The sequence below is a fragment of the Capnocytophaga sp. FDAARGOS_737 genome (assembly GCF_009730375.1).
GTDB classification, from domain to species: Bacteria; Bacteroidota; Bacteroidia; order Flavobacteriales; family Flavobacteriaceae; genus Capnocytophaga; species Capnocytophaga leadbetteri.
On sequence record NZ_CP046316.1, the window covers coordinates 1574701 to 1600309 of the forward strand.

Consider the following 25609-nt stretch of genomic DNA (forward strand, 5'->3'; position numbering starts at 1 on the left):
AATTATTAAATATGTTTGACAACATCTTATTGAACGAAGAAAAATTTTTACGCGTGGCTACATTTCTAAGCCGCCAAGCTCAACGTTTTAATTTGACACCTGAGCAGATGAACAGAATGAAACCTACACCAAGTGAGCTCTTTATAAATACAGAGTTTTCATCAGGTGGAAACGTATCGCTATTAGACGGCAATACTACCCAACAAAAAGGGGTTACAAACTTTGACGGCAACCGCCTTGAAAACGGACGCTTCTTTGTCATAGAAGCATTAACACTTCTATATGGTGAAGCAGCAGATGGTACTAAAGTATGGGACGTAACTTATAACAAGGCTCTGCCTGCAGTATTGCAATCTTCAGACTTTGTTGTCCGTCAAAATGGTGAAATTATTGTAAAATTGCCTGTGGCTGCTATCGAAAACGCTAAGAAATCGACAGAGGACTACTATCGCGTTTTAGGAGCGTTGGCTGTTATCGAGCCTACACAAACCATCGAAATGATGATTGAAACCCCTGTAGGCAGTAGCATTACCCCTGCTACCAGCGGACACAAGTCATTCGTTCGCGTGCTATTACGAGGCTTCGAGACCTACGTGAAGAGATAATAATAATTAGGCGTTAGCCGTTAGTGGTTAGTCGCTTGCAAACGACAATATTCTAACGGCTAACAACTAAAAAACTAACACCTAAACTATGACAAGTAGTATCATAACTAATAGAATTAAAGTAAACATCGCATCAGGTGGCAATGCCCAGAGTGATTATGTTACGCTTGAAAAGGGGCGTTGTATAGGCGTTTATTTTCTCCCATTTGGCTCTTATGAACCAGAAAATGCTGTAGAAATATCGCTTCGTGACCCGCAAGGCAATGTAATCATTGAACCTGTAGACTATCGCGACTTCAAACACAAAGGAGGTGGCTATGTACAAGGTATGAAGCAAGTGAATTTTGAGTGTAACAATAACAAATTCCAAGTATCAGTACTTAGCGATACTGCCCTAACCGGTGATTTTAAAGGAGAGTTAGTATTACTCATTCAGCGTGATTGTCTATGCGATAACAACCCTCAATAATTATGAAAGGACTATTACACAGTATTCGTATTACCGATGATATAGTATTCAATCTATTTTCAGACACACAAGGCAATGGTGCTGTAGGGCTATCATTGCGCAATACTGGTGAAGTCCCTCTTATCATCGAAGATGGGGCTAACGAAGAGATAGCACCCGGTCAATATTTTTTTGTAGAAAGCGAAACGGCTATTGTAAACACTGCTTTTCGTATCACATTCAAAAAAGAAGCGGGCAAGCGCCCAGAGGCTATAATGCGCTATATAGTGCCACAACACCTTTAGAAGAGAAGTATGTATCAAAAAATTCAGCAGTTTTTAAGCGAACACCCTAATAATATCGTAACCGTCACGCAAGGAAAAAAACGGCTCGCTAAAGATACAATGCCTAAATATGGCTTCACCCTTGCCGATATAACCAAGCTGTACGGTACGGTTGAAGCCTTTATTTTATCATTGCCAGCACAAGGTTTTGGCAATGGTACCCGTATAGACCTACGTAGGCTATATGGTAGTGGGGCAAGCCAATCAAGTTATAAACACGACACGTTTACGCTCAATTTTAAAGAAAAAGAAACCGATATGACACCCGAACTCATCGCACCTACAGCCCCCGCATCTGTTGGGGAGAATGGCAATTTACCCGCTCCTGCACAACCCTCTGTGCCCCAGCAAGCTCCTGCAGCCGTCCCACCCGCTATGGGATACCCGCAGCCAGCTATGGGTATGCCAATGCAAATGGGCTTAGGATACACCCCTGTAGCTACTACTGAATGGATTGGTAGCAAGGTAATAGAGGAGCGATACCGAGACCTACAGCGCGACAATGATAACCTGCGAGAAGATAATAAAGACTTGCGAAGCCAAGTGCGCACTTTATCCGAAGAAAAAGCTGCCTTGCGGTTACAGTTAGATACTGCCGATAAAGCACACGAATTGAAGCTAAAGGAAGAGCTGCTAAACAAACAGAGTTTTTGGGAAAGCAAAGGATTTGAGCGAGTAACCGAAGCACTGGGGGCTATTGCACCTATGGTAGTAGAGCGAATGGCTGGAGCATCTGCGTCAGCTGCAGCTGCAGCACCTGCCCTTGCTGCCCCGCAGTTATCACCTGTAAAACAAGAGTTTATTAAGATTATCAGTGCCCCTAATATCACCGATGAGCAAATAGGAGCACTATACGAACAATTAATGCAGACAAATGATGAACAACAAACAGCAAGCCCTCAAGAAATTGGAGCAGTTAGAGGATAAGGTATTAGAACGCTTAGCTTCTTTAGCTGACAATAAAAAAGCCTTAAGCTACTTCACTAATCCTATATTGTGGAACACTCTTAAGGCATTCCTTAAGCTATAATTAATGATGAAAACGACTGAACAAAATAAACTATCTGGCGCAGCGAGTGCTATCATAGCCCAGTCAGCAGTGGAAAATAACAAAAAGGCTATCACTACTACCATTAATATAGGATTTATTTTATTTGGCGTAGCAGTAGTAGGTGTAGGCTTCACTGCGTTTTACTTTTTGTATTGGAAAAACCGCTTCCGCCCAATGAAGTACAACCCATATGCAGCTAATAGCAACGTACCTCCAGCAGCGGCTGTAGCCAAAGCCAATGCCTTATACGAGGCAATGAAAGGAGCAGGTACGGACGAAAAGGCTATAAAGAATGCTTTGCGTAATGTTAATTACAACGGATACGTAGATGTTTACAATGCCTTTGGCAAACGTGAACCTGGCGGACTATCATTCTCATTAGGCAATGGCAATTACGAAGACCTTACAAGTTTCTTACACGGCGACCTCAATGATAAAGAACTACAAGACTTACGCCGTGCTATGGCTCCAGATGCCGCAACACTTATCTAATACTAAGAAAATGATGATGAATGTTTCAAAAAATAAAGCCTTTTTAATAGCAGGTGTCGCTGTGCTGGGGTTAGGTGTAGGCGCGTACTTCCTATTTTTTCGACAAAAAAAAGGAGCATACAACCCTAACGACACTAACCCTAATGCTAACCCAGCTGCTACTGCTGATTATCGCAAGCAGTTACAAGCCTTTTCAAAAAGCCAAAAATTAAAGGATACTACTCGTTCGCTCCTCGCAACGATGAACCAACGCGGAATTATCAATAAAGAGCAGGTTAAAAACCTTATCTATAATAACATACCCGATGATGAGCATATGAAGATTTTAAAAGGCTATTTTCGTTGCCACCTATATCAAGGTAATCTACTCTCTGTTAATGACAAACGTATGGACTTGGTAGGCTGGCTGCAAGAGAGCCTTAGCAGTGATGATTTTGAAGACCTTTTGGGCAAATACCCATCACTTAATTATAGAATAAACTGTTAATGCCCGTGCCCTATGAAAACAATATTGCAAAATCCACAGACCAATGCCACTGTACAAGTGGGAATGATTAACGAATTTAGCCCTCATTGCTATATGAATACAACCAAACCAGCTACTACCACTCCAAAACCAGCGGTAGTAGCTCCTAAAACCGTATATAAACCGCGCCCAGAGGAGGGCGTAAGCACACAAGATAGCTATAATGAGCAGGTCAAAAAAAGTAAAGATTGGATATGGCTTGCCATAGCCGCCGTTATTGGTGGCGGTATAACTTACTACGCAACCAGAGAAAAAAAACAACCTAAAAAAGTAAACGTATAATATTATGATAGGAAAATTTTCAAATTCAGTAAATGTAGAGCAAAACAATAATGGTGGTAACTCTGGTGGTGGCTCTGGCGGTAATAATAGCTTCCCGCTACCCATTCTTGAAGAAGATGTTTTTTTACAAGGTAATATCGGAAGTCCATTTAGTGTAATGGATATTCATCTCAATCAAAGAGAAAGAATGGGAGGTGCACAACCAGAAACTGATGTTATTAGGCAAAAAGATTTCAATTCTACATTAAATGAGGACTTATATATTGAAGAAACCTTTTGGGGTTCAATTGAAGTTGATAGTTATTACAACTTCTATGTTAATCCTTTAGGGTTACCTCAAAAAAAAGATAGATTTTATGGCAGAACAATCGTTGCTAATGGAGAGTGTACCATTACTATTCCTCCGAATAAATCAGTACGGATATTGAAAAGGTCTGATGCCAGCAAGAAACTAACAATAAGTACACATAATGGGCAAGAAAAAGAGTATGTTGGCTCTCCTGCTGGTACTGTATTCTTGGTTACCCCTGTATTTAATTCCAGAGTTTTGGCTATCTCTGAAGTACGCCCGTTTGGCTATGAAGAAATTAGCACTAATTAAACCCATAATCTCTAATAATATATTAAGAAAACAATGCTTGAATTTATAAATAAATACGGCTCATTTATGCTCGCTGGAGCAATAGGCGTTTCTATCAAAAAATTAAGACGCCGAATGACTTGGAGCCGTTTTTTTCGCTCTTGCTTAATCGCTATATTCACCAGCTTATGTGCGGGGGTGCTCTTCCTGCATTTCTTGCAGTTACCTATCCCAGTAGTGAACGCCTTGTGTGGTGTAACGGGAGTATTCGCCGAAAGTATTTTAGATGAAATAGAAGATATTATAAGCCACTTTTCAGACTACATTGACAAGAAACTTAATAATTAACCTATGAAGTGCAAAACCCTCATCATCATAGCCCTACTGCTAAGTGCCTGCCGCACTCCACAGCAGATTTTTAATTCAGAAAGCATAATAAAGTCTTCTGATACCCTTTATATAGAGCGCACCCCACCCGTGCACGACACCCTCTATATACCCCTGCCAGCCGTACACACCGGCAGTGCCCCCTGCGATAGCCTATGCCAACAACAGCTCACCGATGCCCTCTCGCGTCTGGCTACGGCTAAACACTCCAGCGGCAACAGCTACGGCATCTATTACGACAAGTACCGCCAGCAGCTCGTACTATACCAGCAGCTACAAGAGCAACTTAACAGCCGACAACGCTCAACCGTCAGCACCCAGCAAACCGTCGTACAAACCCAGAAAATACCAGTACCCTACACCCCTCTATACACCAAAATCCTCGCTTGGATAGGAGCTGCAGCCGTAGGATACCTAATTTTCAGAATTAGCAAATTAATAAAATGAAAGCAAAGCATTTAATCATTGGCGGGGTAGCCGTATTAGCCATAGGGCTAATGAGCTTTACCAAAGCCAAAATATCGCAAGGCAAGGAACTCTTTAAGCGAATATTATTCAAAGTATCCCTACCTAAGAATTTCGATATAAGCACCCAGCGTATGCGCTTTTATATCGACCTTATTTTGCAAAACCCAACAGCGCAAGACTTCTCCGCAAGCTCTGCAGGCTCTATTTCTGCCAAAAGCTACCGTGTGTATGTAGGCAACAAGCTATTGGCGTTCGGCAGCTTGGGCTCTATCAGTGGCGTAACCCTACCGGCAGGCGGTAGCTATACATTCCCCAATATATATGTAGAAATCCCCACTATCGAACTCCTTAAGCACGCCTACAGCCTCACGGGCGAAGCCGACAACTGGAAAAAACTCTTTGCCGGCAAATCAGCCCAACAGCCCAACGGCACCACCTCGCTTAACGACTTTACCAACGTAGTCAAAGCCAATGCCGTAACATTTATGCGCGATTTGCGCTATGAATTAGATGTCGAAATATTCGGCATTACCTACCTTTTTAAACAAAACGTATTCTAATATGGACTTCAGAAACACCCCCTACAAGCGTGGCATACGCAACAATAACCCTGGCAATCTTGAAAAGCGCGACACTCCCTGGCAAGGCAAAGTACCGCACTCACAAAACACCGATAGCCGCTTCGAGCAGTTCGACAGTATCGAAAACGGATTGCGTGCCCTAATGATAAACGTACATACAAAGGTTACCCGCGACAAACTCGACACCCTTACCAAAATCATCAGCGTATGGGCTCCCCCCAGCGAGAATAACACCAGCGGCTACATTGCCCGCGTAAGCAAAGCGTTAGGCATAAGCCCCACCGCGCCCCTTACAGCCGATAGTTTTACAAAGGACTTTTACATCACCATTGCGCGTGCCATAGCCCAGATAGAGTGCCACCCTGACCACACCCGCATACCCGACAGCAGCTACCAAGCCGCCTACGATATGATACCATTAGCCAAGAAAGCATTAAAAAAAAAGTAATCATCAGTGGTAGCGGCTTACTGCTCATAGTCGCCGGCTACCTCCTATATCGCCACTTTAAGCTAAAAAATAAGCTATGACAAATTTTACAAAGCATTTCAAAGTATCTGAATTTACCTGCAAAGACGGTACCCCCGTACCGCCCCAGTACCTACATAACGCCAAAAAGGTAGCCGACAACTTAGAAGTATTGCGCGCCGCACTGGGTGGTAAACCCATTATCATCACCAGCGGTTACCGCACCCCAGAGCACAACAAAAAAGTAGGCGGAGTAGGAGGTTCAGCCCACCTAACCGCCAGTGCAGCCGACATTGTTGTACGCGGTATACCGCCCGCACAAGTAGCCGCCACTATCGAAAAACTCATCGACGCCGGCAAAATGCAAGAGGGCGGTATCGGCATATACCCCAACTTTGTACATTACGATATTCGTGGCACCCGCGCACGGTGGAATGGCACAAAAAAAAACGGCGGTAGCACCACAGGCATCACCCCCGCATTACCAGCAGATAGCGAGGGCAACGAAGACCAAGCCGGCGAACAGCTAACACCCACCACCCCCGATAGCCCACCCGCTAACGACGACAAAAAGAATTACACCCCCTACCTCATAGCAGCCGGCATACTCGTCTTAGGAGGTATAGGGTACTATATTTATAAGAAAAAGTAACCTATGGCAAAGAAAACAGCCCCTAAAAGCCCGCCAAAGAACAAAGATGCTCACTATTGGCAAATATCAATAGCCCTTTCAGCTCTTAACGTGCTTATTATGCTTTACCAGATGAACAAAAAATGAAAGGTATAATCACAGGATATACTAACGCTCTACTACGCACCCGCGCTGAAGTAGAAGCCGAAGCCGCCCGCAGGCTTGCCATATGCCGAAAATGCCCCTTATATCGCAACACTTTTGGCTTAGTAGAACGCTGTGGGCATTGTGGCTGCCCATTATCCGCCCTTACGCGTCAAAACGAAAAAACTTGCCCCAAATGGAAGAATTTATAAACCTACATAACCGCACCGTATTGCGCTCTGAAGTAGAGCGTGTGATTTCTATTGCTAAAGAACAAAATAACACAGAGGTCATTTACCGCCTCTCTCGTATACTCAATGCTTATCCTACCGAACAGCGTTTTGTCATCAATATAAAGGACTATCCAACCCCTCCTACAGCCCTTGCTGGCGCACACCACACAGGCGACTACCGCGAAGCCCTCGACGATTGTGGACGCCTCAAAAAAGGCTGGAAATTCTCTAAAGGGCAAGTTGTAAAAGTTACTCCAAAAGCAAAAAAAACTTCTGATACTCCCACAGCTACTACAGCTGTAGAGAGTAAACAACTTGTGCCTTATACTGCCGAAAAATTTGCGAATGATTTAGACATCAACAAACTCGAACGTTCTTTACATTGGTTATCTTTTGACCCAAAAGGGCGTGCTCAACGCGAACAAGAAAGTTTTGGTAATAGCATTGCCGAACTCTATACCAGTAACCTTGAGCAAGCAAAACAAACAGGCGCACTCGAAGCCTATAATTATGCATTCGACAAAGGATATAGCTATATTCTAAAAAACTACCTCGAAATGGTTGGTATTCGTGCTCGTACATTTAGTACTGCTATTACTGGAGGTGCTGGTATCACTGAAAGAAAAATAGCAAGTAACGAAAAACTTATGCGCAGTGAGCACGAACGCTTGCTGAAACATATAGATTTACAAGAAAAATTACAAGAAAGATTAGCTAAAATTGCTAAAAACAAACCCGCAGACCAATATGAAGAAGGTGATGTTATCAAAAGTACTGATAATAATGCTATAACAAAGCTACAGCAGAAGCTAAAAATGTTACAAGACAGAAAAACAATGTTAAAAAACGGCGTTGTAGCAGCTAAAGAGTATCAAAAAAGCAAAGATATTTCAGTATTTAAACAGTACAATATTGACAGCGAAACAACAGAACAAATAATAAACCATATAGACAAAGGCGGAAAACCAACTGAAAAAGATATGTACAGCTGGTTTACAATGCCATACCTAAATAGAGATATAAAAGAAGTAGAAAACCGTATAGCAACCCTCGAAAAAAATCAAGCCAAAGGCACAGATGAAACACTTATTGAGGGTGGAAAAATAATATATAACGGCGAAGCACAACGCTTACAAATATTCTTTGACGGCATTCCAAGTAAAGAAGTACGCGAAGCCCTCAAATCCCACGCTTTTAAATGGGCTCCTACTGCCAAAGCGTGGCAACGTACCCTTACCGAAAACGCCAAATATGCAGTAAAGCAATACCTAATAAAAACAGGCATACTAAAACTGCGTACAGCTTTATCTGTACCCTCTCAAGATGACGAGCTAACATTTCTTGCTGCTGCTGGCATTGACTACTTCGAGGAAGCTCCCGATGATGAAGCAAAAGGGCTTGGCAAGCCCGTCCCCGCTGCCGATATATACAAAATGATAACCGACAAAGTTATCAGTATGTTCAAAACCGCCAAAGCAAGCGACTACCACCGCCCGTGGAAAGACGATGCTTTCTTTATACCCCTCAATTTCGACAGCAAAAAACCATACAGAGGCGTAAACCGTCTATTATTGCAAGAACGCATCGGCTTTGCTGGCGCGTTCCGCAATCCCTATTTTCTAACGTTCAATCAGATAAAAAAACACGGTGGACGCCTTAAAAAAGGCACCAGAGGTTATGAGGTAGTATATTATTCAATCCGCTATATTGTCCCAGCCGACAAAAATACCGGACGCAAAGCCTATTCATCTACCAACACCCAAAAAGTCATCGACTATCTTGCAAAAAACAAACTCTCTGAAGACATTGTTACCCGTATCCCAATGATACGCTATTACAACGTGTATAACGGTGCCAGCATCGAGGGCATAGACTTTCAGTTAGACAAGCTACAGATAGGGCGTGCCGTACCCGATACCGCTTCCGAAAACCAAGCCGCCGCCCTTATAGTCGAAAACTACCCTAACCCTCCTGCTATCAAACACGAGGGCAACCGAGCCTATTACAGTCCCTCTGGCGACTATGTAAAAATGCCTAAAAAAGAACAATTCGACAGCATAAACGACTACTACCGCATTCTATTCCACGAGCTCACACACTCCACCGGACACGACAAGCGTTTAGACAGAGGCATACACCTAATGTTAGAGAAAGAAGATTATGCCAAAGAAGAGTTAGTAGCCGAATTTGGTGCCGTATTCCTATCAGCTTGGGCAGGTATAATGTGGTACACTAACAAAAACCACGCTGTCTACCTAAAAAACTGGAACAGTGCCATAAAAGAAGCCGAAAACGACAACAAATTCCTAATGAAAGCCGCCTCATTGGCGCAAGCTGCCACCGACTACATTCTAAACCTTGATGCAGCCGGACAACCCGCTTTCCTCTCTAAATACGAAAAAACCAATAAGAAAGCTGAAAAAAACAAGCCAGAAGCCAAAAAAGCTACTGAAAAAGCAGATAATACCGATAAGAAATATAAGTTTATTGCGTTTTATAACAGTTACGGAAGAATAAATGGCATATATTCATACCAAAATCTTACCATAAATGATTTTTATCTAAAAAATACTTTTGATGATGGCATAAAGGTATATGCCCCATTAAGGTCTCTTGAAAAAATAGAAGAAGCAAAGCGTATTATTGAAGAACAATACATTGAGGGGAAAGATTTCGTTTGTTTAAAATTTGAAAGTAAAAAAAGAGAAGAATATTATTCTTTACTAATACATAGCAACGAAAAAACCAAACCAGAAGCCCCAAAAACTAAAAAAAACACTAAAGTTGGGCAATATACAGGCGTTAAAACCATACCCCTAAGCGACCTATACACCGATGAGAAACGTTTTCAAAATCGAAAGAAACTCAATGAAGAAATAGTCGAAAACATCGTCAATAACTTCAAACCTACCGACCTCGACCCATTAGTCGTATGGTACGACAAAAAGCAAGGCAAAACCTTTGTTTTGGCAGGGCATCACCGCTTTGAGGCACTCAAACGCCTCAAACATAAAAACGTGCCCGTAAAGTTCGCTAATGATGATTACCCTACCGAAGCCGATGCCATACGCTATGCCAAAGAGATAAGCAACGCCAACCGTACCCTTGAGGAACCCTATGAGCGCGCCGCTATCTATCGCAAGTATCGTGAAGAGGGCTACAGCGAAAAAGAAATAAACGACAAAGCAGCCCTTGAGGGCAAAAACCGCTCTTATATACTCAACTTATCGTGCCTAAACCCCAAAGGAGCTACGATGAGCACCCTTGTACAATTCAGTCAGACGCAAAGCAAAGCCGATAAAAACGAAGCCGAACGCGTAGCCGATTGGATAGGACAAGCCCGCCGCAACGCCCCCGAACTAACAGACGCGCACGAAAAAGAAATGTTCGACTTCCTAATGAATAAAGAAGCCAGCAAACGCACCACCACTAAAGTAAAATTCCTTGAGTACGTACGCGCTTGTTGGAACCCTTTCGAGCCTACGGCACCCCTCAATCTGGCACGTATGAAATACCAATCAGAGGGCGAAAAACAATATGATGAAGAGGTAGAACGCTATAAAACCCTTATAAGCGACCTACAAAATAACATCGGCAACCTAAAAGACCGCTTTATAAACCCTGCTAATAAAGACTTCGTAAACCCCGAAGCCCCCGACTATATGGCGGTAAAGAAAATAGCCGACAACAAAATAGCGGAGTACAACACCCAAATACAGTACTACCAAAAAGAGCTGCTTAAATTATACAACAACAAACAGTCCTACCTAAAACCTACCGGACAAATAGCACTTTTCGGCGCGCTCCCGATTTTCAAAACCCTAAAAGAAGCTAAAAAATACTTTCTTTCTTGGGCTTTAACACACCTAAGAGGCAAAAAAGTCTTTCATAAAGAGCTCGACAAGTATGTTGTATTCAACCGAAAGGGTATTGAGCATACTTTATCAAGTAAAATATCATTTGAAAAAATGAAACTCATATTACAAGCAGAAGAAATGCTTAAAAACTCTCATCTGATAACCTTTGCAGAAGACTATAAAGGCAGAGAGCATATAAAAGGAGCTTACAGAATGAGCACTAAGGCAACCCTTGAGGGCGAAGAATTAAATGTAATACTTACCCTTAGAGAGGGCGAAAATGGTGTTATCTACTACGACCACAAAATAGAAGAAATAGAAAAGAGCACTACCCCACCACGAAGAGGTCGTGCCAAATCGTTCTGTGGCGATAGTGCTCCCACCAATATCCCCGCAAAAACCGTGCCTAACACATTGGTAAATAAGCAAATCGACAAATTAGCAAATCCAATAATGCCGCCTACCGTATACGTAGAGCACCTGCCAGAAATCAGCACGTCGGCAAATCAAAACACCCTCGATGCCAAAATGGCAGCCTTGCAAACGCGCAACTGGGAAACCTTTGTCATCGCCAACCCACAGCTACAACGCTTTTTAGGCGATGTAGAGCGCAAAACTTCCGAAAGCACCGTTATCACCATAGCCGGCGGAGCTGGTAGCGGCAAAACACGCTTCGCTTTTCAGTTCATCAACGCACTTGCGCAAAACTACAAAGTAGGACACGCCAGCCTCGAAGAGCACCCCGACAGCAAACTATATTACGACAAAGTACAACAGTACATTGATGAGACCGCCCTACCTAATATCGATGTCCCCGAAATTAAGGACTTAGACCAACTCGAAGCCCTGATACAGCGCAACGAAGTAATAGTAATCGACAGCTTCGCCAAGTTACAAGAACTCAACCCGCGCTTCCTCCTCGACCGCGACCTACGCAAGAAGTACGACGGCAAGCTATTTTTGCTCATCTACCAGCTTACTGGCGAGGGCAAAATGCGTGGAGGCAGCAAATCAGAGTATGACGGCGATATAATTCTACTCACCCACGTAGCCCCCGACTACCGAGAGAACTATATATACCCCAGCAAGAACAGGTACAATGCCCTACCAGCCACCCAGTTGCGCTACAGCACCTACTATCAGCAGATGCTGGATATACCCAAAGAGTTAGGCACAGGCAGCCGCCCGCCCGAAGCAATTAGCTTGCCCCCAGCCCCACAAAGCAATGTATACGAAGTAATTTATTAGAATATGAGCACCACTGTAATAACAAACGTAGCGTCTTATCAAATAGGCGTAGATATATTAGGCTTCCCAGTGTATCACGAACACTATTTTGCCGAAGAGCACATAAGCGAATGCAGTACCAAAAAGCAAGGCAAAAATATGAGTAAGAACAAAATAACATACAAGGTAATACCCTATATATTCAGCTACCTTGTAAAACAATTTTAATAACCAATAAATATTTCAATTCCAATGGCAACAAAGAAGAAAAACAGCCCCACACGCACTACCCGCAAGGTAACCGTACCAGTAACTATTACTGTAAGAGTAACCCCTAAGGCTCGCAAGAAAACCAGCCGCCGCAAGTAGTGCCACGCTCCAGCCCCGTAAGGCTGGAGTTTTTTATTCGGCTGGTGCTTCCTTATCATCAATAAATAACATCATTTTTTCGCCACAAATATAGGCTTTTTTTCTCCTCCGCCACCAAGCGGGGGAGTTTTTGTTTTTTTCCGCTTCCGCACCCCGCGCCCAAAAAATAAAATTTATGTGCAAAATGGTAAGTTTATGTGCAAAAATAAAATTTGTGTGCAGTTTGTGTGCAGCATACTTCACTGAAAATCAAATCATTAACATCTAAAAACACCCTCTGCACACAAATCACATAAAAAAAACACGTTCTAAACGTCATCAAACATTAAAAAGAAAAAGCTGCAGTTTTCACTATTTCATCAGCAAATTTATTGCGGGCGGTATAGCTTTCAGTAATCTTCAAATCGTAGTGCCTTGCTTGGTCGCGTACCTTAATAGCAGGAATACCACTGTTGAGCAAGTCCGTAATCCCAGTATCTTTAAGAGAGTAAAACTGATATTTGCTATCAAACTTATGTAGTTTGCGAAACTTAGCCCACTCGTCAGAAATCTTTTTAGGAGTAATAGGAGTAGTACCAGCTTTAAACTTATTCGCGCTAAAAAGGTAGTCGCTATTTTTAGCTTTGCTTAGGTGTAGGGCGAGGTCTGGCAAAAATACATCGGGTATTGTTACGCTTTCTGTTTTTCGGTTTTTAGAGTTTTCACCGTCAATTACTATATAGCCGCCGTGCAGGTGCACATCGCCCACCTTTAGCTTTGTCAGTTCTGTACGCCTAATGAAGCAGTAGTAAGTCAGCATACAAAGCACGTAGTAGTGAAAATTAGTATCGTGTAGCGTTCTTACCTTATCTTTAATCTCGCCAGATAGTACTTCACGCTTCTTTTGTACCTTGTTTTTAGGTTTTATGCTTTCAGCAGGATTAGCATTTATAAAGCACTTGGTTTTGCACCAAATTAGAAATATATTGAGAAATCTCAAATGATTATTATAAGTACTTGGGCTATTTTTACGCTCGTAATAGAGGTAGTCCAGATAGTTTTGCAGAGTATAGGTATCAAGTTCTACAATAAATTTCATTGATATTTTCTTATCGGTAAAATACTTTTTCAATAGTTCTATGCAAGAGGTATAGGCCCTAAGTGTATCGGGGCGTTTAATACCGTCTTGTACTTCTTTTTCTTGCATTTTTATAAACAAGTCAGCGCAATATTCTAATGATTTATATTTTACATTAGTGTCTTCATAGAATGGCGACCAGCCGTTATCTAATTTTTGGTTAATAGCGGCAATCATCTTTTTAGCATATTTCTCACGTTCGCGAGTAGGGGACATTGGAGGCACTCGCTTACGGAAGCGTTTAAATTCGTTTTGTGCAGGTATTTTGGCGAAGAATACAATGCGCCATTCATCATTTTGCCCTTTTTGTAGCACTGCGGGCTTATAGTCAACGTATATAATACGTGAAGAAGTATTTTTTTCGTTTGTAGGCATTTTTTTATTTAGGGCTACCTCCCAGCACTGTAAAACCGTGCAAAGAAAAAGCCCCAAATCAGACCCAGCTATTTTAAAAAACTTGGTGTAACTAACTGTATATCAATTAGTTACACCAATTTTGTAGCGAAGACGGGATTTGAACCCGTGACCTTTGGGTTATGAATCCAACGCTCTAACCACCTGAGCTACCTCGCCAATTATATTCAAAACCTATTCTTTCTGTTTTGCGGGTGCAAATGTACTACTTTTTTTTATTCTACCAAATTTTTATAACACTTTTTATTCATTAAATCTTATAAATATATTACAAATAAATGATTATCAACATTATACATACTTCTTTCTCACTCTTATACTTATTAACTTTCTAATAGGTCAAACATTCAAATTAGTTTAACTTAGAGGAGTGATTAGTGGCTAGCTGAGCAGTGGCAAGAATATTTTTCTATTTTGAAGATGATTATTAGTCGTTTATTTTTCGCTAATTTTTCGCTAATTGTTCGCTTATCCTATATTGTTCCTATATCATTTGTATAGGGTAGGTGGCTACAGAAAATTTTTCTGCTTTTATGATTTGTCATTTGTCATTATTTTATTATCTTTGCCATATCAAAAAAATCAACCGAAAAATATGTTAGTAAAAATTTACGGAAGTGCCGTTTTTGGAGTAGAAGCAACGACCATTACTATTGAAGTCAATATTGATAAAGGGGTGGGCTATTACCTTGTAGGGTTGCCCGATGTGGCTATCAAAGAAAGTAACTATCGCATCGCTGCGGCTCTGCAAAACAACGGCTATAAGATACCTGGAAGGAAAATCACTATCAATATGGCTCCTGCCGATATGCGAAAAGAAGGCTCTTCCTATGACCTTAGTCTTGCTATTGGTATTCTGGCAGCTAACGAGCAAATACAAGCCGATGATTTAGATAAATACATCATTATGGGCGAACTCTCTTTAGACGGAGGACTTCAACCTATAAAAGGTGCCCTACCCATCGCCATTCAGGCACGTAAAGAGGGGTTTAAAGGCTTTATTTTGCCTGCTCAAAACGCTAAAGAAGCCGCTATCGTAGACCAATTGGAGGTGTATGGAGTAGAAAACATAAAAGATGTAATAGCGTTTTTCAACGGCGAAAGACAGTTAGAGCGCACCATAATAGATACACGCAAGGAATTTTATAAGAACTTAGAGTTCCCTGAATTTGATTTTGCTGATGTTAAAGGACAAGAGACTGTAAAACGCTGTATGGAAATAGCGGCTGCTGGAGGACACAATATCATTCTTATAGGGCCTCCTGGGTCGGGGAAAACGATGCTTGCCAAACGGCTGCCCAGCATTCTCCCTCCTATGACGCTGCACGAAGCCCTCGAAACTACCAAAATACACAGCGTAGTGGGGCGCATTAAAGACAGTGGACTGATGAGCCATCGCCCTTTTAGAAGTCCTCATCACACCATTTCAGATGTTGCTTTAGTGGGAGGCGGTACTTATCCACAACCAGGTGAGATATCATTAGCGCATAATGGCGTGCTTTTCCTTGACGAACTGCCAGAGTTTAAAAGGGCTGTGTTAGAAGTGATGCGTCAGCCTTTAGAAGACCGAGAGGTGACGATATCAAGGGCTAAATTCTCTATCACTTATCCTGCGTCGTTTATGTTAGTGGCCAGTATGAATCCGAGCCCGAGTGGTTATTTTAACGACCCCGATGCCCCTATGAGCTCTTCGCCTGCTGAAATGCAACGCTATATGAGCAAAATATCAGGACCGCTGTTAGACCGTATCGATATACATATAGAGGTAAATCCGGTGCCTTTTGAGAAACTTTCTGATGAGAGAAAAGCGGAAAGTAGCAGCGAAATACGCAAACGTGTAATAGAAGCGCGCAATATACAGACTGAGCGTTTCAAAGAGTATGAGCACATACACTATAACGCCCAAATGAATACCAAACAGATTCAAAAATTCTGCAAGGTAAGTGAGGAATCTCTAAAGCTCCTAAAAAATGCTATGACACGCCTCAACCTTTCTGCTCGTGCCTACGACCGCATTCTGAAGGTAGCACGGACTATAGCTGACTTAGAGAAAACAGAAAAAGTAGAACCTCACCATATTGGCGAAGCTATTCAGTACCGCAGCTTAGACCGCGATGGATGGTTCAGCTAAGAAATAACTATTAATAAATAATAATTAACACTATAAAACAATGAAGAAATATTTTTTATTAGCGACTTTTGGTTTATTAACACTCGCCAGCTGTAACCAAAGTAATAAGTTGGACAACAGCGATGTAACCGACCTTATCACCGATTACTTAGAAGAAAATCCGCTATACGAAACAGGTAAGTTCAACACCAACAAGCAAAAACTAAGCAACAGTTCAGACCAAGAACTCATTGAGGCTATTCAAAGGCTAACAGATGAAGGATTTATTGAAATCAATGATGAAAAAGTGCGCAAAAAGTGGTTTTCTAAAGACAGTGTACATATTATTACCCCCGCACTTACGAAAGAGGCATTGCCTTATTTGGTAAAGCAAAATAAAAACAATGCCGAAGTAAAAACAATTATCTACAAATTTAATGATAAGAAAGTAACCTTGGAGAAAAGTACAGAAAATGTATCTGTTTGCACCGTTATTTTAGATAAAGAGAAAACGCCTTTCTACTATTTTGGCAAAGACCCTTACCCTAATGCCTCGTTTATTACTCAGAAGTTTAAACTAAAATACAACGAAAAAACAGGTTGGAAGATTATAAAAAAATAAACTATGAAGAACCTTAGTATCCTTACATTAATACAAGCCTTATTAAGCCTCGTATCGGGCATACTCATCTCTAAAATGTCTTTTATTGGGAAGATAGGCGTTAGCACCTTCTACAGTCAGTATGCCGTATTTAAAACTTGGTGGAAAACTGCTCTTATTTTATTTATTGTACAGTTTGTGTTATTGCTTTTCTTACAAACGTTTAGAGCTAAAGTAAGCGTGGGTTTTTCCCGTTTGTTGGCTGTCCTATTAACAATAATAGGAGCCGTAGGGGCTTATCTGACTTATATAGATTTTACCACTACGGCTCATAAGGTGATGAAGTTTAGTTTTCACGCAGGTTTTTATCTGTTCTGGATAACGTGGTTTATCACTTGTTTTTATTTTCTTTTATCAAAGGGAGCAAAGCAAACGACAGACCTCCCAGAAGAAGCGTCATAGCAAATTGTGATGTCCATACTATCCAACCGAAGGCGGTGCCTACAGGTGTTGCTACCCCAAAGAGGAAAAGCACCTCAGCAATAAAGAAAGGATATGACCCAAAGCCTGCATTGGTAAATGTCATTGCAAAGCTACCCACTACAAAAGCTGTAAGCACATTAGCCAGACTGATGGTAGCTGTTTCGGGCAAAGCAAAGAAAGGAATGTAAAACATCAGGAAATACATAGCCCATATAAAAATGGTATGCAATAAAAACAAGGTTTTATGGCGTATTTTCATCACTGAAAGTACGCCTTCTTTTATACCACTTAAAAAGCCTTTTACCTTTACAAACAGTTTTCTTTCAGAAGTATAAACCAAATATAAAAATACTACAAACGATACTCCGCCAATAAGTGCTATCCACAATAGTTTCTGAAAAGGAATTTTAGACAATATAAAACTGCTAATTACATCGAACTGTAGCACAAATGCAACTCCGGTAAATGCTGTGAGCAGTAGCAGGTCGATAACCCGCTCTGAGATAATGGTGCCAAAGGATTTTTCAAAAGGCACTCCGTCATAATTACTGACAAGCAGAGCTCGCGATACCTCTCCAGAACGCGGAATCGTAACATTTACCAAATAGCCCATAAACACTGCCATAGCGCGGTGTAATAGAGAGGTACGGTATCCCATAGGGAGCAATAAAAACTCCCAACGCACAGCCCGCGACATATCGGCGAAAAAGCCTAAAAAGACTGATAAAATAATATAAAAATAATCTGCTGAAAGAAAGGTTTTCTTTATCTCAGCAAATTGCTCTTCAGTAAACTGTTGGTAGGCGTACCAACACAAAAAACCTCCCACGAGTAATGGGAGGGTAAGTTTAAGCGTTTTTTTCATTCTAAGAGATTCGTTTGTTCATTAGGGAAAATAACAGAAGGTTTAAAGGTTTTAGCCTCTTCAAAATCCATTAGGGCATACGAAATGATAATTATTATATCGCCTCGTTGTACTTTGCGAGCCGCAGGCCCATTGAGCACTATAGCCCCTGAATGGCGTTTCCCTTTGATGATGTAAGTATCTAAGCGCTCACCGTTATTGACATTTACTATCGAGACCTTTTCACCTTCTATCATTCCAGCAGCTTCTAAAAGTGCCTCGTCTATAGTGATGCTACCGATGTAATCTAAATCAGCACCTGTTACTTTTACTCGATGTATTTTAGATTTTAATACTTCTATTTGCATTTTTTGCTTGTATTTAAAAACGCGGCAAAAGTACAAATAATTAGGTAATTAGCAATTTTCTTCTACTTATCGCAGAAAAAAGTTTCTTTTCGTTTTTTAATAACTCGCTGATAAATAACCACATAAGAAATAGCAATTACGAAAAGTTATTTATTTTATCGAATAAAAATTGTACAACTCAAATAAAATACTTATCTTTGCTTCAACTAAAACTAAAAGTTAATCGCAATGAGTGTATTAGTGAATAAAAATTCAAAGGTGATTGTACAAGGCTTCACCGGAAGTGAAGGTACCTTTCACGCTGAGCAAATGATTGCTTACGGCACAAATGTAGTAGGCGGTATTACCCCTAACAAAGGTGGACAAACACACTTAGGAAAACCCGTATTTAACACCGTAGCCGACGCTGTAAAAGCCACAGGAGCTGATGTTTCTATCATCTTCGTACCGCCTGCATTTGCTGCAGATGCCATTATGGAAGCAGCAGAAGCTGGTATTAAAGTGATTATTACCATCACTGAAGGTATTCCTGTTGCCGATATGGTAAAAGTGGCTGCTTATATCAAAAATCGGGACTGCAGGCTTATAGGGCCTAACTGCCCTGGAGTTATCACTCCAGAAGAAGCTAAGGTAGGTATTATGCCTGGTTTTATCTTCAAAAAAGGACACGTGGGCATCGTTTCTAAATCGGGTACTCTTACTTATGAAGCTGCTGACCAAATAGTACGTCAGGGCTTGGGTATCACTACCGCTATAGGTATCGGTGGTGACCCTATTATTGGTACCACCACTAAAGAAGCCGTTGAACTACTAATGAATGACCCTGAAACTCATTGTATAGTGATGATAGGCGAAATAGGTGGTCAGTTAGAACCTGAAGCTGCTCGTTGGATAAAAGCTAATGGCAACAAAAAACCTGTAGTGAGCTTTATTGCTGGTGAGACAGCTCCTAAAGGGCGCACTATGGGGCACGCTGGAGCTATAGTAGGAGGTGCTGAAGACACTGCTGAGGCTAAAAAACGCATTCTTAGAGAGTGTGGTGTACACGTAGTGGATTCGCCTGCTAAAATAGGTGAAAAAGTAAAAGAGATAATGAGTAAATAGACTTTATTTTTGTTTTTATCGTAAAAAAAAGCTGTTAGAGTATTTTCTAACAGCTTTTTTATATTTTATTACATTATCTTCATCTTTTTTCCGCTCATAATTACTATCTTTGCGCCCTGAAAAAAATAACTCATTACAAATGAAAAAACTAACAACCATTATCGTGTTTTCTACTATTATCTCTTTCTTTAATACTCTTTTCGGGCAAAGAAAACTATCTGATACAGAGGTTTTTAAAAAGAATCCTTCTGAAGTTACCTCGTTTGAAGAGGCTAAGACTGAAGCTGAAAAGATATTGTACTACCTTATTCAAGAGGAAATTATACCAGGGGCATCAGTCACGGTTACTAAACAAGGGAAAATTATTTGGCAAGGAGGGTATGGCTATGCCGATATTAGCAAAAAAACGTCTGTAGACCCACAAAAAACTATCTTTCGTGTAGCTAGTATGAGCAAAGCTATCACTGGGGTATTATTGGCACGCCTACAAGAGCAAAAGAAATTTGACTGGAATCTTTCGCTGTATGAATACGTACCTAACTTCCCGCCCAAACCGTTTGACTTCACTATTAAACAGCTTGCTGGACATTTGGCAGGTATTCGCTCTTACAAAGCAAATGAATATACCCTCAACAAGAAGTACACTATAGAAGAGGGAATAGACCTATTTAAAGATGACATACTACAATCGGCACCAGGCACTAAGTTTTTATACAGCAGTTATGGTATTAATCTTATTTCATTAGCTATTGAAAAGTGCCTAAACAAGAAGTTTGAAGATATAGCTAAAGACGAGGTTTTTAAACCACTGAATATGTGGCGCACCTTTCCTGACAGAGGTAAAATTATCACTGATGAAGCTACTCCGTACACCCGTACTAAAAAGGGATTAGACAAGGCTACTGAGGTGAATAACTACTTCAAATTGGCAGGTGGAGGCTTCCTTTCTACCTCTCACGATATTGCAAAAATGGGTACTGCCATAGAGCGACACAGCTTCTTATCGCAAGCTGTAGAAAATGAGATGCTCAAAAAACAATGTACTACTGACGATGTAGAGATAAACTATGGTATAGGTTGGCAAAACCAACGCGACTGGAATGGACGCGACTACTTTGGACATACCGGTATGGGGGTAGGTGGTTTTGGTTGGCTATCAGTATACCCTAATGAACAAGTAGTTATTGTGATGCTCTTCAACGTTACAGACCCTCAAATAAGTATTTATCTACAGCGCCTCACCGATTTTATTTTAGAAGGCGCTAAGCTAACTAACCAACCTACCCTCATTGAAAATCCTTAATTTAACTCAATAGGTTTCCCCGTTTTTTTATTAATAGGTAACTGCGCTTTTACTCGCTTAAGGTAATGGCGCAGTTTTTTTGTGAGCTCTTGTGTCTTGCGCGGGTATTCTGTATCCAAATTGTACTGCTCTCCTATATCATCTTCGAGGTTAAAGAGTTCTTTTTGCCCTGTTTTGTACATATACACTAATTTCCAATCGCCTAAGCGTATGGCACTCGAAGCTCCGTAACCATAACCTTCTACTGTATACCAATTGTTAGGGCAATGCCAATAAAGGGGACGGGACTTCCCTCCTACTCTTTTCCCCTCGAGCAAAGGCAAAAAGCTCTTACCATCTACCACCTGCGGCACTTGGTAGCGGTAATGCTTTAGCTGAGCAACACTCAACAAAGTCGGAAAAACATCTTCGATAATAACCGGCTGCGAAGTACGCGTACCAGCAGGTATATGTCCGTGCCAAGCTGCTATCATAGGGATACGCACGCCCCCCTCATAAGCAGAACCTTTGCCTGCTTGTAGCGGATAGTTGTGTGTGTTAGGCTCGCCACCTCGCGCTACAGCACTAAGTCCGCCATTATCAGAGAGAAATAAGATAAAAGTATTATCGGCTAACTGATGTGCTTCGAGGTAATCTAACACATCGCCGAGGCTTTTATCCATAGCAGCTACCATAGAGGCATAGCGCGCCTCTATAGGGTCTAAATGCTTATAGGCATCAATAAAACGTTTGTCTTCTTCTATAGGAATATGTACCGCATAATGCGAAAGATAGAGAAAAAACGGACGGTCTTTAGGACGGCTGTCTAAGGTAGCAAGAGCCTCAAGGGTGAGAGCTTCGGTAACAGAAATATCTTTTCCCCAATACTTTTGCAGGTCGGGGATAGCAAAAGCAGATGATGGTTTGCCGTCTGTACGATTGCCAAAATTAGTAAGCCCCGAGTAACTGGCAGGCCCTCCGCCTGCGTGTCCTGCTATATTCTTCTCAAAACCTAAGTTCAGCGGATCAGCGCCTAACGTTTGGGTAGCCCCAAAATGTGCTTTACCTATACAGATAGTGTAATAGCCCACATCTTTGAGCAACTGCGGAAGAGTACGAGCGTAATAAGTGCGAGGAATATTAGGTACAGGCGAAATGCCATTGACATTCCACTCAGGAGGTGAGATAACTGTGTCTTCTACATCGGTAGGAGTATTGTAGTGAAGCGTCCAATTGGTTACACGATGGCGAGCCGCATTACTACCCGTCATTAGGCTAACCCTACTAGGCGAACATATAGAGGCAGCATAGCCTTGCGTAAGCTGTATGCCCTTAGCGGCGAGACGCTCCATATTAGGAGTGTGGTAAATATCATTATTAGGTACACGCTTTTCGTAAAAAGGCAACGAAGTGTCTTCCCAGCCCATATCGTCTACTATAAAGACAACTATATTAGGGCGTTGAGAGGTAATAGCTTGTCCCCAGCTGTTAGTAAACAGCAATGCTAATAGTATCAAAAAAGTTGGTTTCATTTCTTAATGGTTTAGTTATTTAAAAATAGTAAACAAATTAGTATTTATTGCTTCTATTCTCTTTTTAGATGAAGAGGCTGTATCAAATTTATAGGTCTTACCTTTTTCTTTTATTATAACTAATTGCCAATCAGAAGTATTAAATATAGACTTCAATTTTTCTGCAGGAATTGTAGTAGAAAAACGCGACTGAAAGTTATTTTTTTCTCTTTCTACAAACAACAATTTGACGTCAGAAAGTTCAAACTCTGTATTATTAACATACAAATAAGCTCTTGTTAAGCTATGTACGGCTTCTGGCATATACACGCTAAAATTCACCTGTGCTGTACCCTGCAAACTCTCTTTACTTCTGAAGCTAATATCTAATGTAGCTTTTGCCTCTTTGTATTCACTTACTAAGGCTAAAGGTTTTATAAAATATTGATTACCTTCATCACCTGCATAATAACTCTCGAAGTATTTTTTACTTCCAGCTGAAGCTGCGGGTCTTACCCCTAAGCAACTATTAAAAGTAATGGATAAAGAGACAAGTAGTAAACTAAGTAGTAAAAAACGTTTCTTCATAAAACAATATTAAAAAAAAAGAAGAAAAGAACTATCTTGATGTATTTTAGATAGTTCTTTTTCTTCTCTTAAGTTAAAAAAAACTATTCACCAGTTACAATAGTTTCATAAGAAACTACGATACCAAGAATACTTTTGTGTTTGATATCAACTGTTGAAATTTTAGTGATACCACCATTTTGAGCTGCTTTTTGGATACTTGCATCAGCACCAAAGAACAATACACCAAGATAACCAGTAGCGGTAGCAGTTCCTACTTTTTTACCAACTGGATTGCTAGTAGCTGCTACTGGCAATGTAAGAGAGCAGCTTGTTAGAGCAGTAGCTAAAGCTGCTGCAACGAATAATTTTTTCATAAAAAAATACATTTTTATTTGTTATGTTCCCTACTCTTATGGATTTTCAGTTCCTCCCTGTTGATAGTTTAACAGCTCTAATTAGGGTACAAATGTACGTTTTTATACAATACCACACAAATTTCTGCTAAAATATTTCTGTTTTTTAACATTTACCAGTTTATATTTTACTTGGTAATTATTTAAGGCTACCTACCATATCTTCTGGGCGTACCCATTTATCAAAGTCTTCTGGAGTAACATAACCTAAACGTACTGCTTCTTCTTTAAGAGTAGTGCCGTTGCGGTGTGCTGTTTGAGCTATCTCGGCAGCTTTGTAGTAACCTATCTTAGTATTGAGAGCTGTAACTAACATTAATGAATTATCTACCAACTCTTTGATACGTTTATAGTTAGGCTCAATTCCACTTGCACAATGCTCTTCGAATGACACGCATACATCACCTAAAAGCTCTGCTGATTTTAGGAAGTTAGAAGCCATTAACGGTTTGAATACATTGAGTTCGTAATGCCCTTGTGTACCTCCTATAGTGATAGCAACATCATTACCCATTACTTGAGCCGCTACCATAGTCATCGCCTCGCATTGGGTAGGGTTTACTTTACCAGGCATAATAGAACTACCAGGTTCGTTAGCAGGAATAAGGATTTCGCCTATACCAGAACGAGGACCTGAAGCCATCATACGAATATCATTAGCTATTTTGTTAAGCGAAACAGCTAATTGTTTGAGTGCCCCGTGGCTTTCTACGATAGCATCGTGAGAGGCTAAGGCTTCGAATTTATTAGGAGCGGTAACAAAAGGTAGTCCTGTGAATTTAGCAATATACTCAGCAACCTTTACATCATACCCCTTAGGAGTATTAAGCCCTGTACCTACAGCTGTACCACCTAAAGCAAGTTCTGAAAGGTGTGCAAGTGTATTCTTAATCGCTTTGATGGCGTGGTCGAGTTGGGCCACATAACCAGAGATTTCTTGACCAAGTGTAAGAGGGGTTGCGTCCATAAGGTGCGTACGACCTATCTTAACTACATCTTTGAAAGCTTCAGCTTTAGCCGCAAGGGTATCACGTAGTTTTTTAACCCCTGGAAGCGTTTTCTCTACCACCATTTTGTAGCAAGCAATATGCATACCTGTAGGGAAAGTGTCGTTAGACGATTGCGATTTATTTACATCATCATTAGCTTTTAACACAGGGTCGCCCTCGCCTATCTGTTTGCCAGCCAATACTTGAGCACGGTTAGCAATCACTTCGTTTACGTTCATATTTGACTGCGTACCAGAACCTGTTTGCCAGATAACCAATGGGAATTGGTCATCAAGTTTGCCTGCAAGAATTTCGTCGCATACTTGAGCAATAGCATCGCGTTTTTCAGCTGAAAGCACGCCTAAATCAAAATTTGCATAAGCAGCTGCTTTTTTGAGGTAAGCGAAACCACGAATGATTTCTTTTGGCATAGAGGCAGGAGCACCAATTTTGAAATTGTTGCGAGAACGCTCTGTTTGTGCCCCCCAGTATTTATCTGCAGGGACTTTCACTTCGCCTAAAGTGTCTTTTTCAATTCTGTAACTCATTTTGTTTGTATTTAATTAATAATAATTCGGTGATAATAACGCTACAAAAGTACGTTAGTTTTTTGAGATATTAAAATTTTTTTAAGTTTTTTTTCAATATATTTTTCTTTCATCCTTTAATCTATTTCAAACTACACATCAGCTAAAAATCCTCTCGTACTTTGCTATCGCATACTTTTCCCCGAAGGAAAGGAAAATCCGCCTGAAGTAGTATATTTTTCTGGTTTTAAGATAATAATTAGACGGTTATACTCTGATGATTGTTCGTCACATACTCGGCTGCGCCAGCTCGCCGACTTTCCTTCGCTCTTCCTAAAGGGTAGGTATATCTAACCTAAAGGGAAAAGATAAAAGAAATTTTCTCTGGGAGGGCTGGGAGGATTGTGAAGGCTGGGAGGATTGTGAAGGCTGGGAGGATTGTGAAGGCTGGGAGGATTGGGAGGACTGGAAAAAATGGGGGAGATATAGGTTATTGTGGAAAGTTGAGCATAGGAGAAAAAACTGTCATTTTGTCAGTTGTTTTTAGTTTGGTACTCTTTTAGCTATAGAAATATCCAAAAAACT

31 protein-coding genes and 1 tRNA gene are annotated in these 25609 nt (G+C 40.9%); 23 read left to right on the top strand and 9 right to left on the bottom strand.

The genetic code is table 11. The features are described 5' to 3' along the window. The first annotated feature begins 11 nt into the window (after nucleotides 1-11). The 18 genes from FOC45_RS07120 (at nucleotide 12) to FOC45_RS07195 (ending at nucleotide 12550) form a co-directional block, all read left to right on the top strand. A complete protein-coding gene (locus tag FOC45_RS07120) occupies nucleotides 12-605 on the top strand; it encodes a hypothetical protein (protein ID WP_155846638.1) in 594 nt (197 codons plus the stop codon). An 88-nt stretch (nucleotides 606-693) separates the two neighbouring features. Further along, a complete protein-coding gene (locus FOC45_RS07125) occupies nucleotides 694-1074 on the top strand; it encodes a hypothetical protein (protein WP_009390380.1) in 381 nt (126 codons plus the stop codon). A 2-nt stretch (nucleotides 1075-1076) separates the two neighbouring features. Then, a complete protein-coding gene (locus FOC45_RS07130; protein WP_009390381.1) occupies nucleotides 1077-1358 on the top strand; it encodes a hypothetical protein in 282 nt (93 codons plus the stop codon). Between the two features lie 9 nt (nucleotides 1359-1367). Next, the gene (locus FOC45_RS07135; protein ID WP_009390382.1) at nucleotides 1368-2324 is read left to right on the top strand and encodes a hypothetical protein; all 957 of its coding nucleotides are present in this window, start codon (nucleotides 1368-1370) and stop codon (nucleotides 2322-2324) included. Beyond that, nucleotides 2272-2427, top strand: coding sequence for a hypothetical protein (locus FOC45_RS07140; protein ID WP_155846639.1), 156 nt, complete (start codon nucleotides 2272-2274; stop codon nucleotides 2425-2427). Before FOC45_RS07135 ends, FOC45_RS07140 begins: the two co-directional genes overlap by 53 nt. A 3-nt stretch (nucleotides 2428-2430) precedes the next feature. Further along, a complete protein-coding gene (locus FOC45_RS07145) occupies nucleotides 2431-2940 on the top strand; it encodes a hypothetical protein (RefSeq protein WP_155846640.1) in 510 nt (169 codons plus the stop codon). Beyond that, nucleotides 2879-3427: a hypothetical protein gene (locus FOC45_RS07150; protein WP_155846641.1), complete on the top strand. Its 549-nt coding sequence runs from the start codon at nucleotides 2879-2881 to the stop codon at nucleotides 3425-3427. Before FOC45_RS07145 ends, FOC45_RS07150 begins: the two co-directional genes overlap by 62 nt. Nucleotides 3428-3439: 12 nt before the next feature. Further along, nucleotides 3440-3748: a hypothetical protein gene (locus tag FOC45_RS07155; RefSeq protein ID WP_009392312.1), complete on the top strand. Its 309-nt coding sequence runs from the start codon at nucleotides 3440-3442 to the stop codon at nucleotides 3746-3748. Between the two features lie 4 nt (nucleotides 3749-3752). Then, entirely contained in the window at nucleotides 3753-4349 is a 597-nt protein-coding gene (locus FOC45_RS07160) for a hypothetical protein (RefSeq protein ID WP_009392311.1), read from the top strand. A gap of 33 nt (nucleotides 4350-4382) precedes the next feature. Beyond that, a complete protein-coding gene (locus tag FOC45_RS07165) occupies nucleotides 4383-4676 on the top strand; it encodes a hypothetical protein (protein ID WP_155846642.1) in 294 nt (97 codons plus the stop codon). A 3-nt stretch (nucleotides 4677-4679) separates the two neighbouring features. Beyond that, nucleotides 4680-5162, top strand: coding sequence for a hypothetical protein (locus FOC45_RS07170; RefSeq protein ID WP_155846643.1), 483 nt, complete (start codon nucleotides 4680-4682; stop codon nucleotides 5160-5162). After that, a complete protein-coding gene (locus tag FOC45_RS07175; RefSeq protein WP_155846644.1) occupies nucleotides 5159-5743 on the top strand; it encodes a hypothetical protein in 585 nt (194 codons plus the stop codon). The genes FOC45_RS07170 and FOC45_RS07175 overlap by 4 nt, the downstream gene beginning before the upstream one ends. A 1-nt stretch (nucleotide 5744) precedes the next feature. Then, a complete protein-coding gene (locus FOC45_RS07180; protein ID WP_009389230.1) occupies nucleotides 5745-6212 on the top strand; it encodes a hypothetical protein in 468 nt (155 codons plus the stop codon). 76 nt (nucleotides 6213-6288) lie between these two features. Further along, nucleotides 6289-6882: a D-Ala-D-Ala carboxypeptidase family metallohydrolase gene (locus tag FOC45_RS07185; protein ID WP_155846646.1), complete on the top strand. Its 594-nt coding sequence runs from the start codon at nucleotides 6289-6291 to the stop codon at nucleotides 6880-6882. Nucleotides 6883-6885: 3 nt separating this feature from the next. Next, on the top strand, nucleotides 6886-7008 hold the full coding sequence (locus FOC45_RS12185) for a hypothetical protein (protein ID WP_255488563.1): 123 nt from the start codon (nucleotides 6886-6888) through the stop codon (nucleotides 7006-7008). Then, nucleotides 7005-7217 carry a hypothetical protein gene (locus FOC45_RS11970; protein ID WP_196774052.1) on the top strand — a complete coding sequence of 71 codons (213 nt, stop codon included), beginning with the start codon at nucleotides 7005-7007 and terminating at the stop codon, nucleotides 7215-7217. The genes FOC45_RS12185 and FOC45_RS11970 overlap by 4 nt, the downstream gene beginning before the upstream one ends. Next, nucleotides 7202-12343 (top strand): zincin-like metallopeptidase domain-containing protein, encoded by a 5142-nt coding sequence (locus FOC45_RS07190; protein ID WP_196774053.1) that lies wholly within the window; start codon nucleotides 7202-7204, stop codon nucleotides 12341-12343. The genes FOC45_RS11970 and FOC45_RS07190 overlap by 16 nt, the downstream gene beginning before the upstream one ends. Nucleotides 12344-12346: 3 nt before the next feature. Further along, a complete protein-coding gene (locus FOC45_RS07195) occupies nucleotides 12347-12550 on the top strand; it encodes a hypothetical protein (RefSeq protein WP_008623472.1) in 204 nt (67 codons plus the stop codon). A gap of 174 nt (nucleotides 12551-12724) precedes the next feature. On the opposite strand, the gene FOC45_RS07200 is transcribed toward FOC45_RS07195, so the two are convergent. The 3 genes from FOC45_RS07200 to FOC45_RS07210 form a co-directional block, all read right to left on the bottom strand. After that, nucleotides 12725-12934, bottom strand: coding sequence for a hypothetical protein (locus FOC45_RS07200; RefSeq protein ID WP_009391771.1), 210 nt, complete (start codon nucleotides 12932-12934; stop codon nucleotides 12725-12727). 82 nt (nucleotides 12935-13016) lie between these two features. Next, entirely contained in the window at nucleotides 13017-14183 is a 1167-nt protein-coding gene (locus FOC45_RS07205) for a site-specific integrase (protein WP_009391772.1), read from the bottom strand. A 124-nt stretch (nucleotides 14184-14307) separates the two neighbouring features. Continuing rightward, nucleotides 14308-14381 (bottom strand) — tRNA-Met (locus FOC45_RS07210). Between the two features lie 436 nt (nucleotides 14382-14817). Here FOC45_RS07210 and FOC45_RS07215 point away from each other — a divergent pair. The 3 genes from FOC45_RS07215 to FOC45_RS07225 are packed head-to-tail and all read left to right on the top strand — an operon-like array spanning nucleotide 14818 to nucleotide 17395. Continuing rightward, a complete protein-coding gene (locus tag FOC45_RS07215; protein WP_009391773.1) occupies nucleotides 14818-16353 on the top strand; it encodes a YifB family Mg chelatase-like AAA ATPase in 1536 nt (511 codons plus the stop codon). Nucleotides 16354-16393: 40 nt separating this feature from the next. Further along, the gene (locus tag FOC45_RS07220; RefSeq protein WP_009391775.1) at nucleotides 16394-16954 is read left to right on the top strand and encodes a hypothetical protein; all 561 of its coding nucleotides are present in this window, start codon (nucleotides 16394-16396) and stop codon (nucleotides 16952-16954) included. 3 nt (nucleotides 16955-16957) lie between these two features. Next, complete coding sequence (locus tag FOC45_RS07225; RefSeq protein ID WP_009391778.1) at nucleotides 16958-17395, top strand: hypothetical protein; 438 nt, start codon at nucleotides 16958-16960, stop codon at nucleotides 17393-17395. Here the strand turns inward: FOC45_RS07225 and FOC45_RS07230 are convergent. Beyond that, entirely contained in the window at nucleotides 17325-18281 is a 957-nt protein-coding gene (locus FOC45_RS07230) for a lysylphosphatidylglycerol synthase transmembrane domain-containing protein (protein ID WP_009391781.1), read from the bottom strand. The two genes, FOC45_RS07225 and FOC45_RS07230, sit on opposite strands and share 71 nt — an antisense overlap. Next, the gene (gene panD, locus FOC45_RS07235) at nucleotides 18278-18628 is read right to left on the bottom strand and encodes an aspartate 1-decarboxylase (protein ID WP_009391783.1); all 351 of its coding nucleotides are present in this window, start codon (nucleotides 18626-18628) and stop codon (nucleotides 18278-18280) included. The genes FOC45_RS07230 and panD overlap by 4 nt, the downstream gene beginning before the upstream one ends. A 228-nt stretch (nucleotides 18629-18856) precedes the next feature. Here panD and sucD point away from each other — a divergent pair, with 228 nt between their 5' ends. Together sucD and FOC45_RS07245 are read left to right on the top strand one after the other, a co-directional pair. Next, nucleotides 18857-19732: a succinate--CoA ligase subunit alpha gene (gene sucD / locus FOC45_RS07240; RefSeq protein WP_009391786.1), complete on the top strand. Its 876-nt coding sequence runs from the start codon at nucleotides 18857-18859 to the stop codon at nucleotides 19730-19732. A 139-nt stretch (nucleotides 19733-19871) separates the two neighbouring features. Beyond that, the gene (locus FOC45_RS07245) at nucleotides 19872-21035 is read left to right on the top strand and encodes a serine hydrolase (RefSeq protein ID WP_009391787.1); all 1164 of its coding nucleotides are present in this window, start codon (nucleotides 19872-19874) and stop codon (nucleotides 21033-21035) included. Here FOC45_RS07245 and FOC45_RS07250 read toward each other — a convergent pair. From FOC45_RS07250 to fumC, 4 genes are all read right to left on the bottom strand, one after another. Beyond that, nucleotides 21032-22546 (bottom strand): sulfatase, encoded by a 1515-nt coding sequence (locus FOC45_RS07250; protein ID WP_009391789.1) that lies wholly within the window; start codon nucleotides 22544-22546, stop codon nucleotides 21032-21034. The two genes, FOC45_RS07245 and FOC45_RS07250, sit on opposite strands and share 4 nt — an antisense overlap. Before the next feature lie 15 nt (nucleotides 22547-22561). After that, on the bottom strand, nucleotides 22562-23113 hold the full coding sequence (locus FOC45_RS07255) for a hypothetical protein (protein ID WP_009391791.1): 552 nt from the start codon (nucleotides 23111-23113) through the stop codon (nucleotides 22562-22564). A gap of 83 nt (nucleotides 23114-23196) precedes the next feature. Further along, nucleotides 23197-23469, bottom strand: coding sequence for a TRL-like family protein (locus FOC45_RS07260; RefSeq protein WP_034540020.1), 273 nt, complete (start codon nucleotides 23467-23469; stop codon nucleotides 23197-23199). 178 nt (nucleotides 23470-23647) lie between these two features. Then, nucleotides 23648-25045 (bottom strand): class II fumarate hydratase, encoded by a 1398-nt coding sequence (gene fumC, locus FOC45_RS07265; RefSeq protein WP_009391794.1) that lies wholly within the window; start codon nucleotides 25043-25045, stop codon nucleotides 23648-23650. Between the last annotated feature and the right edge of the window lie 564 nt (nucleotides 25046-25609).

Bases quoted from the DNA above. Each gene is read 5' to 3' on its own strand.
- FOC45_RS07120 (WP_155846638.1), top strand. From the start codon at position 12: ATGTTTGACAACATCTTATTGAACGAAGAAAAATTTTTACGCGTGGCT.
- FOC45_RS07125 (WP_009390380.1), top strand. From the start codon at position 694: ATGACAAGTAGTATCATAACTAATAGAATTAAAGTAAACATCGCATCA.
- FOC45_RS07130 (WP_009390381.1), top strand. From the start codon at position 1,077: ATGAAAGGACTATTACACAGTATTCGTATTACCGATGATATAGTATTC.
- FOC45_RS07135 (WP_009390382.1), top strand. From the start codon at position 1,368: ATGTATCAAAAAATTCAGCAGTTTTTAAGCGAACACCCTAATAATATC.
- FOC45_RS07140 (WP_155846639.1), top strand. From the start codon at position 2,272: ATGATGAACAACAAACAGCAAGCCCTCAAGAAATTGGAGCAGTTAGAG.
- FOC45_RS07145 (WP_155846640.1), top strand. From the start codon at position 2,431: ATGATGAAAACGACTGAACAAAATAAACTATCTGGCGCAGCGAGTGCT.
- FOC45_RS07150 (WP_155846641.1), top strand. From the start codon at position 2,879: ATGATAAAGAACTACAAGACTTACGCCGTGCTATGGCTCCAGATGCCG.
- FOC45_RS07155 (WP_009392312.1), top strand. From the start codon at position 3,440: ATGAAAACAATATTGCAAAATCCACAGACCAATGCCACTGTACAAGTG.
- FOC45_RS07160 (WP_009392311.1), top strand. From the start codon at position 3,753: ATGATAGGAAAATTTTCAAATTCAGTAAATGTAGAGCAAAACAATAAT.
- FOC45_RS07165 (WP_155846642.1), top strand. From the start codon at position 4,383: ATGCTTGAATTTATAAATAAATACGGCTCATTTATGCTCGCTGGAGCA.
- FOC45_RS07170 (WP_155846643.1), top strand. From the start codon at position 4,680: ATGAAGTGCAAAACCCTCATCATCATAGCCCTACTGCTAAGTGCCTGC.
- FOC45_RS07175 (WP_155846644.1), top strand. From the start codon at position 5,159: ATGAAAGCAAAGCATTTAATCATTGGCGGGGTAGCCGTATTAGCCATA.
- FOC45_RS07180 (WP_009389230.1), top strand. From the start codon at position 5,745: ATGGACTTCAGAAACACCCCCTACAAGCGTGGCATACGCAACAATAAC.
- FOC45_RS07185 (WP_155846646.1), top strand. From the start codon at position 6,289: ATGACAAATTTTACAAAGCATTTCAAAGTATCTGAATTTACCTGCAAA.
- FOC45_RS12185 (WP_255488563.1), top strand. From the start codon at position 6,886: ATGGCAAAGAAAACAGCCCCTAAAAGCCCGCCAAAGAACAAAGATGCT.
- FOC45_RS11970 (WP_196774052.1), top strand. From the start codon at position 7,005: ATGAAAGGTATAATCACAGGATATACTAACGCTCTACTACGCACCCGC.
- FOC45_RS07190 (WP_196774053.1), top strand. From the start codon at position 7,202: ATGGAAGAATTTATAAACCTACATAACCGCACCGTATTGCGCTCTGAA.
- FOC45_RS07195 (WP_008623472.1), top strand. From the start codon at position 12,347: ATGAGCACCACTGTAATAACAAACGTAGCGTCTTATCAAATAGGCGTA.
- FOC45_RS07205 (WP_009391772.1), bottom strand. From the start codon at position 14,183: ATGCCTACAAACGAAAAAAATACTTCTTCACGTATTATATACGTTGAC.
- FOC45_RS07215 (WP_009391773.1), top strand. From the start codon at position 14,818: ATGTTAGTAAAAATTTACGGAAGTGCCGTTTTTGGAGTAGAAGCAACG.
- FOC45_RS07220 (WP_009391775.1), top strand. From the start codon at position 16,394: ATGAAGAAATATTTTTTATTAGCGACTTTTGGTTTATTAACACTCGCC.
- FOC45_RS07225 (WP_009391778.1), top strand. From the start codon at position 16,958: ATGAAGAACCTTAGTATCCTTACATTAATACAAGCCTTATTAAGCCTC.
- FOC45_RS07230 (WP_009391781.1), bottom strand. From the start codon at position 18,281: ATGAAAAAAACGCTTAAACTTACCCTCCCATTACTCGTGGGAGGTTTT.
- panD (WP_009391783.1), bottom strand. From the start codon at position 18,628: ATGCAAATAGAAGTATTAAAATCTAAAATACATCGAGTAAAAGTAACA.
- sucD (WP_009391786.1), top strand. From the start codon at position 18,857: ATGAGTGTATTAGTGAATAAAAATTCAAAGGTGATTGTACAAGGCTTC.
- FOC45_RS07245 (WP_009391787.1), top strand. From the start codon at position 19,872: ATGAAAAAACTAACAACCATTATCGTGTTTTCTACTATTATCTCTTTC.
- FOC45_RS07250 (WP_009391789.1), bottom strand. From the start codon at position 22,546: ATGAAACCAACTTTTTTGATACTATTAGCATTGCTGTTTACTAACAGC.
- FOC45_RS07255 (WP_009391791.1), bottom strand. From the start codon at position 23,113: ATGAAGAAACGTTTTTTACTACTTAGTTTACTACTTGTCTCTTTATCC.
- FOC45_RS07260 (WP_034540020.1), bottom strand. From the start codon at position 23,469: ATGAAAAAATTATTCGTTGCAGCAGCTTTAGCTACTGCTCTAACAAGC.
- fumC (WP_009391794.1), bottom strand. From the start codon at position 25,045: ATGAGTTACAGAATTGAAAAAGACACTTTAGGCGAAGTGAAAGTCCCT.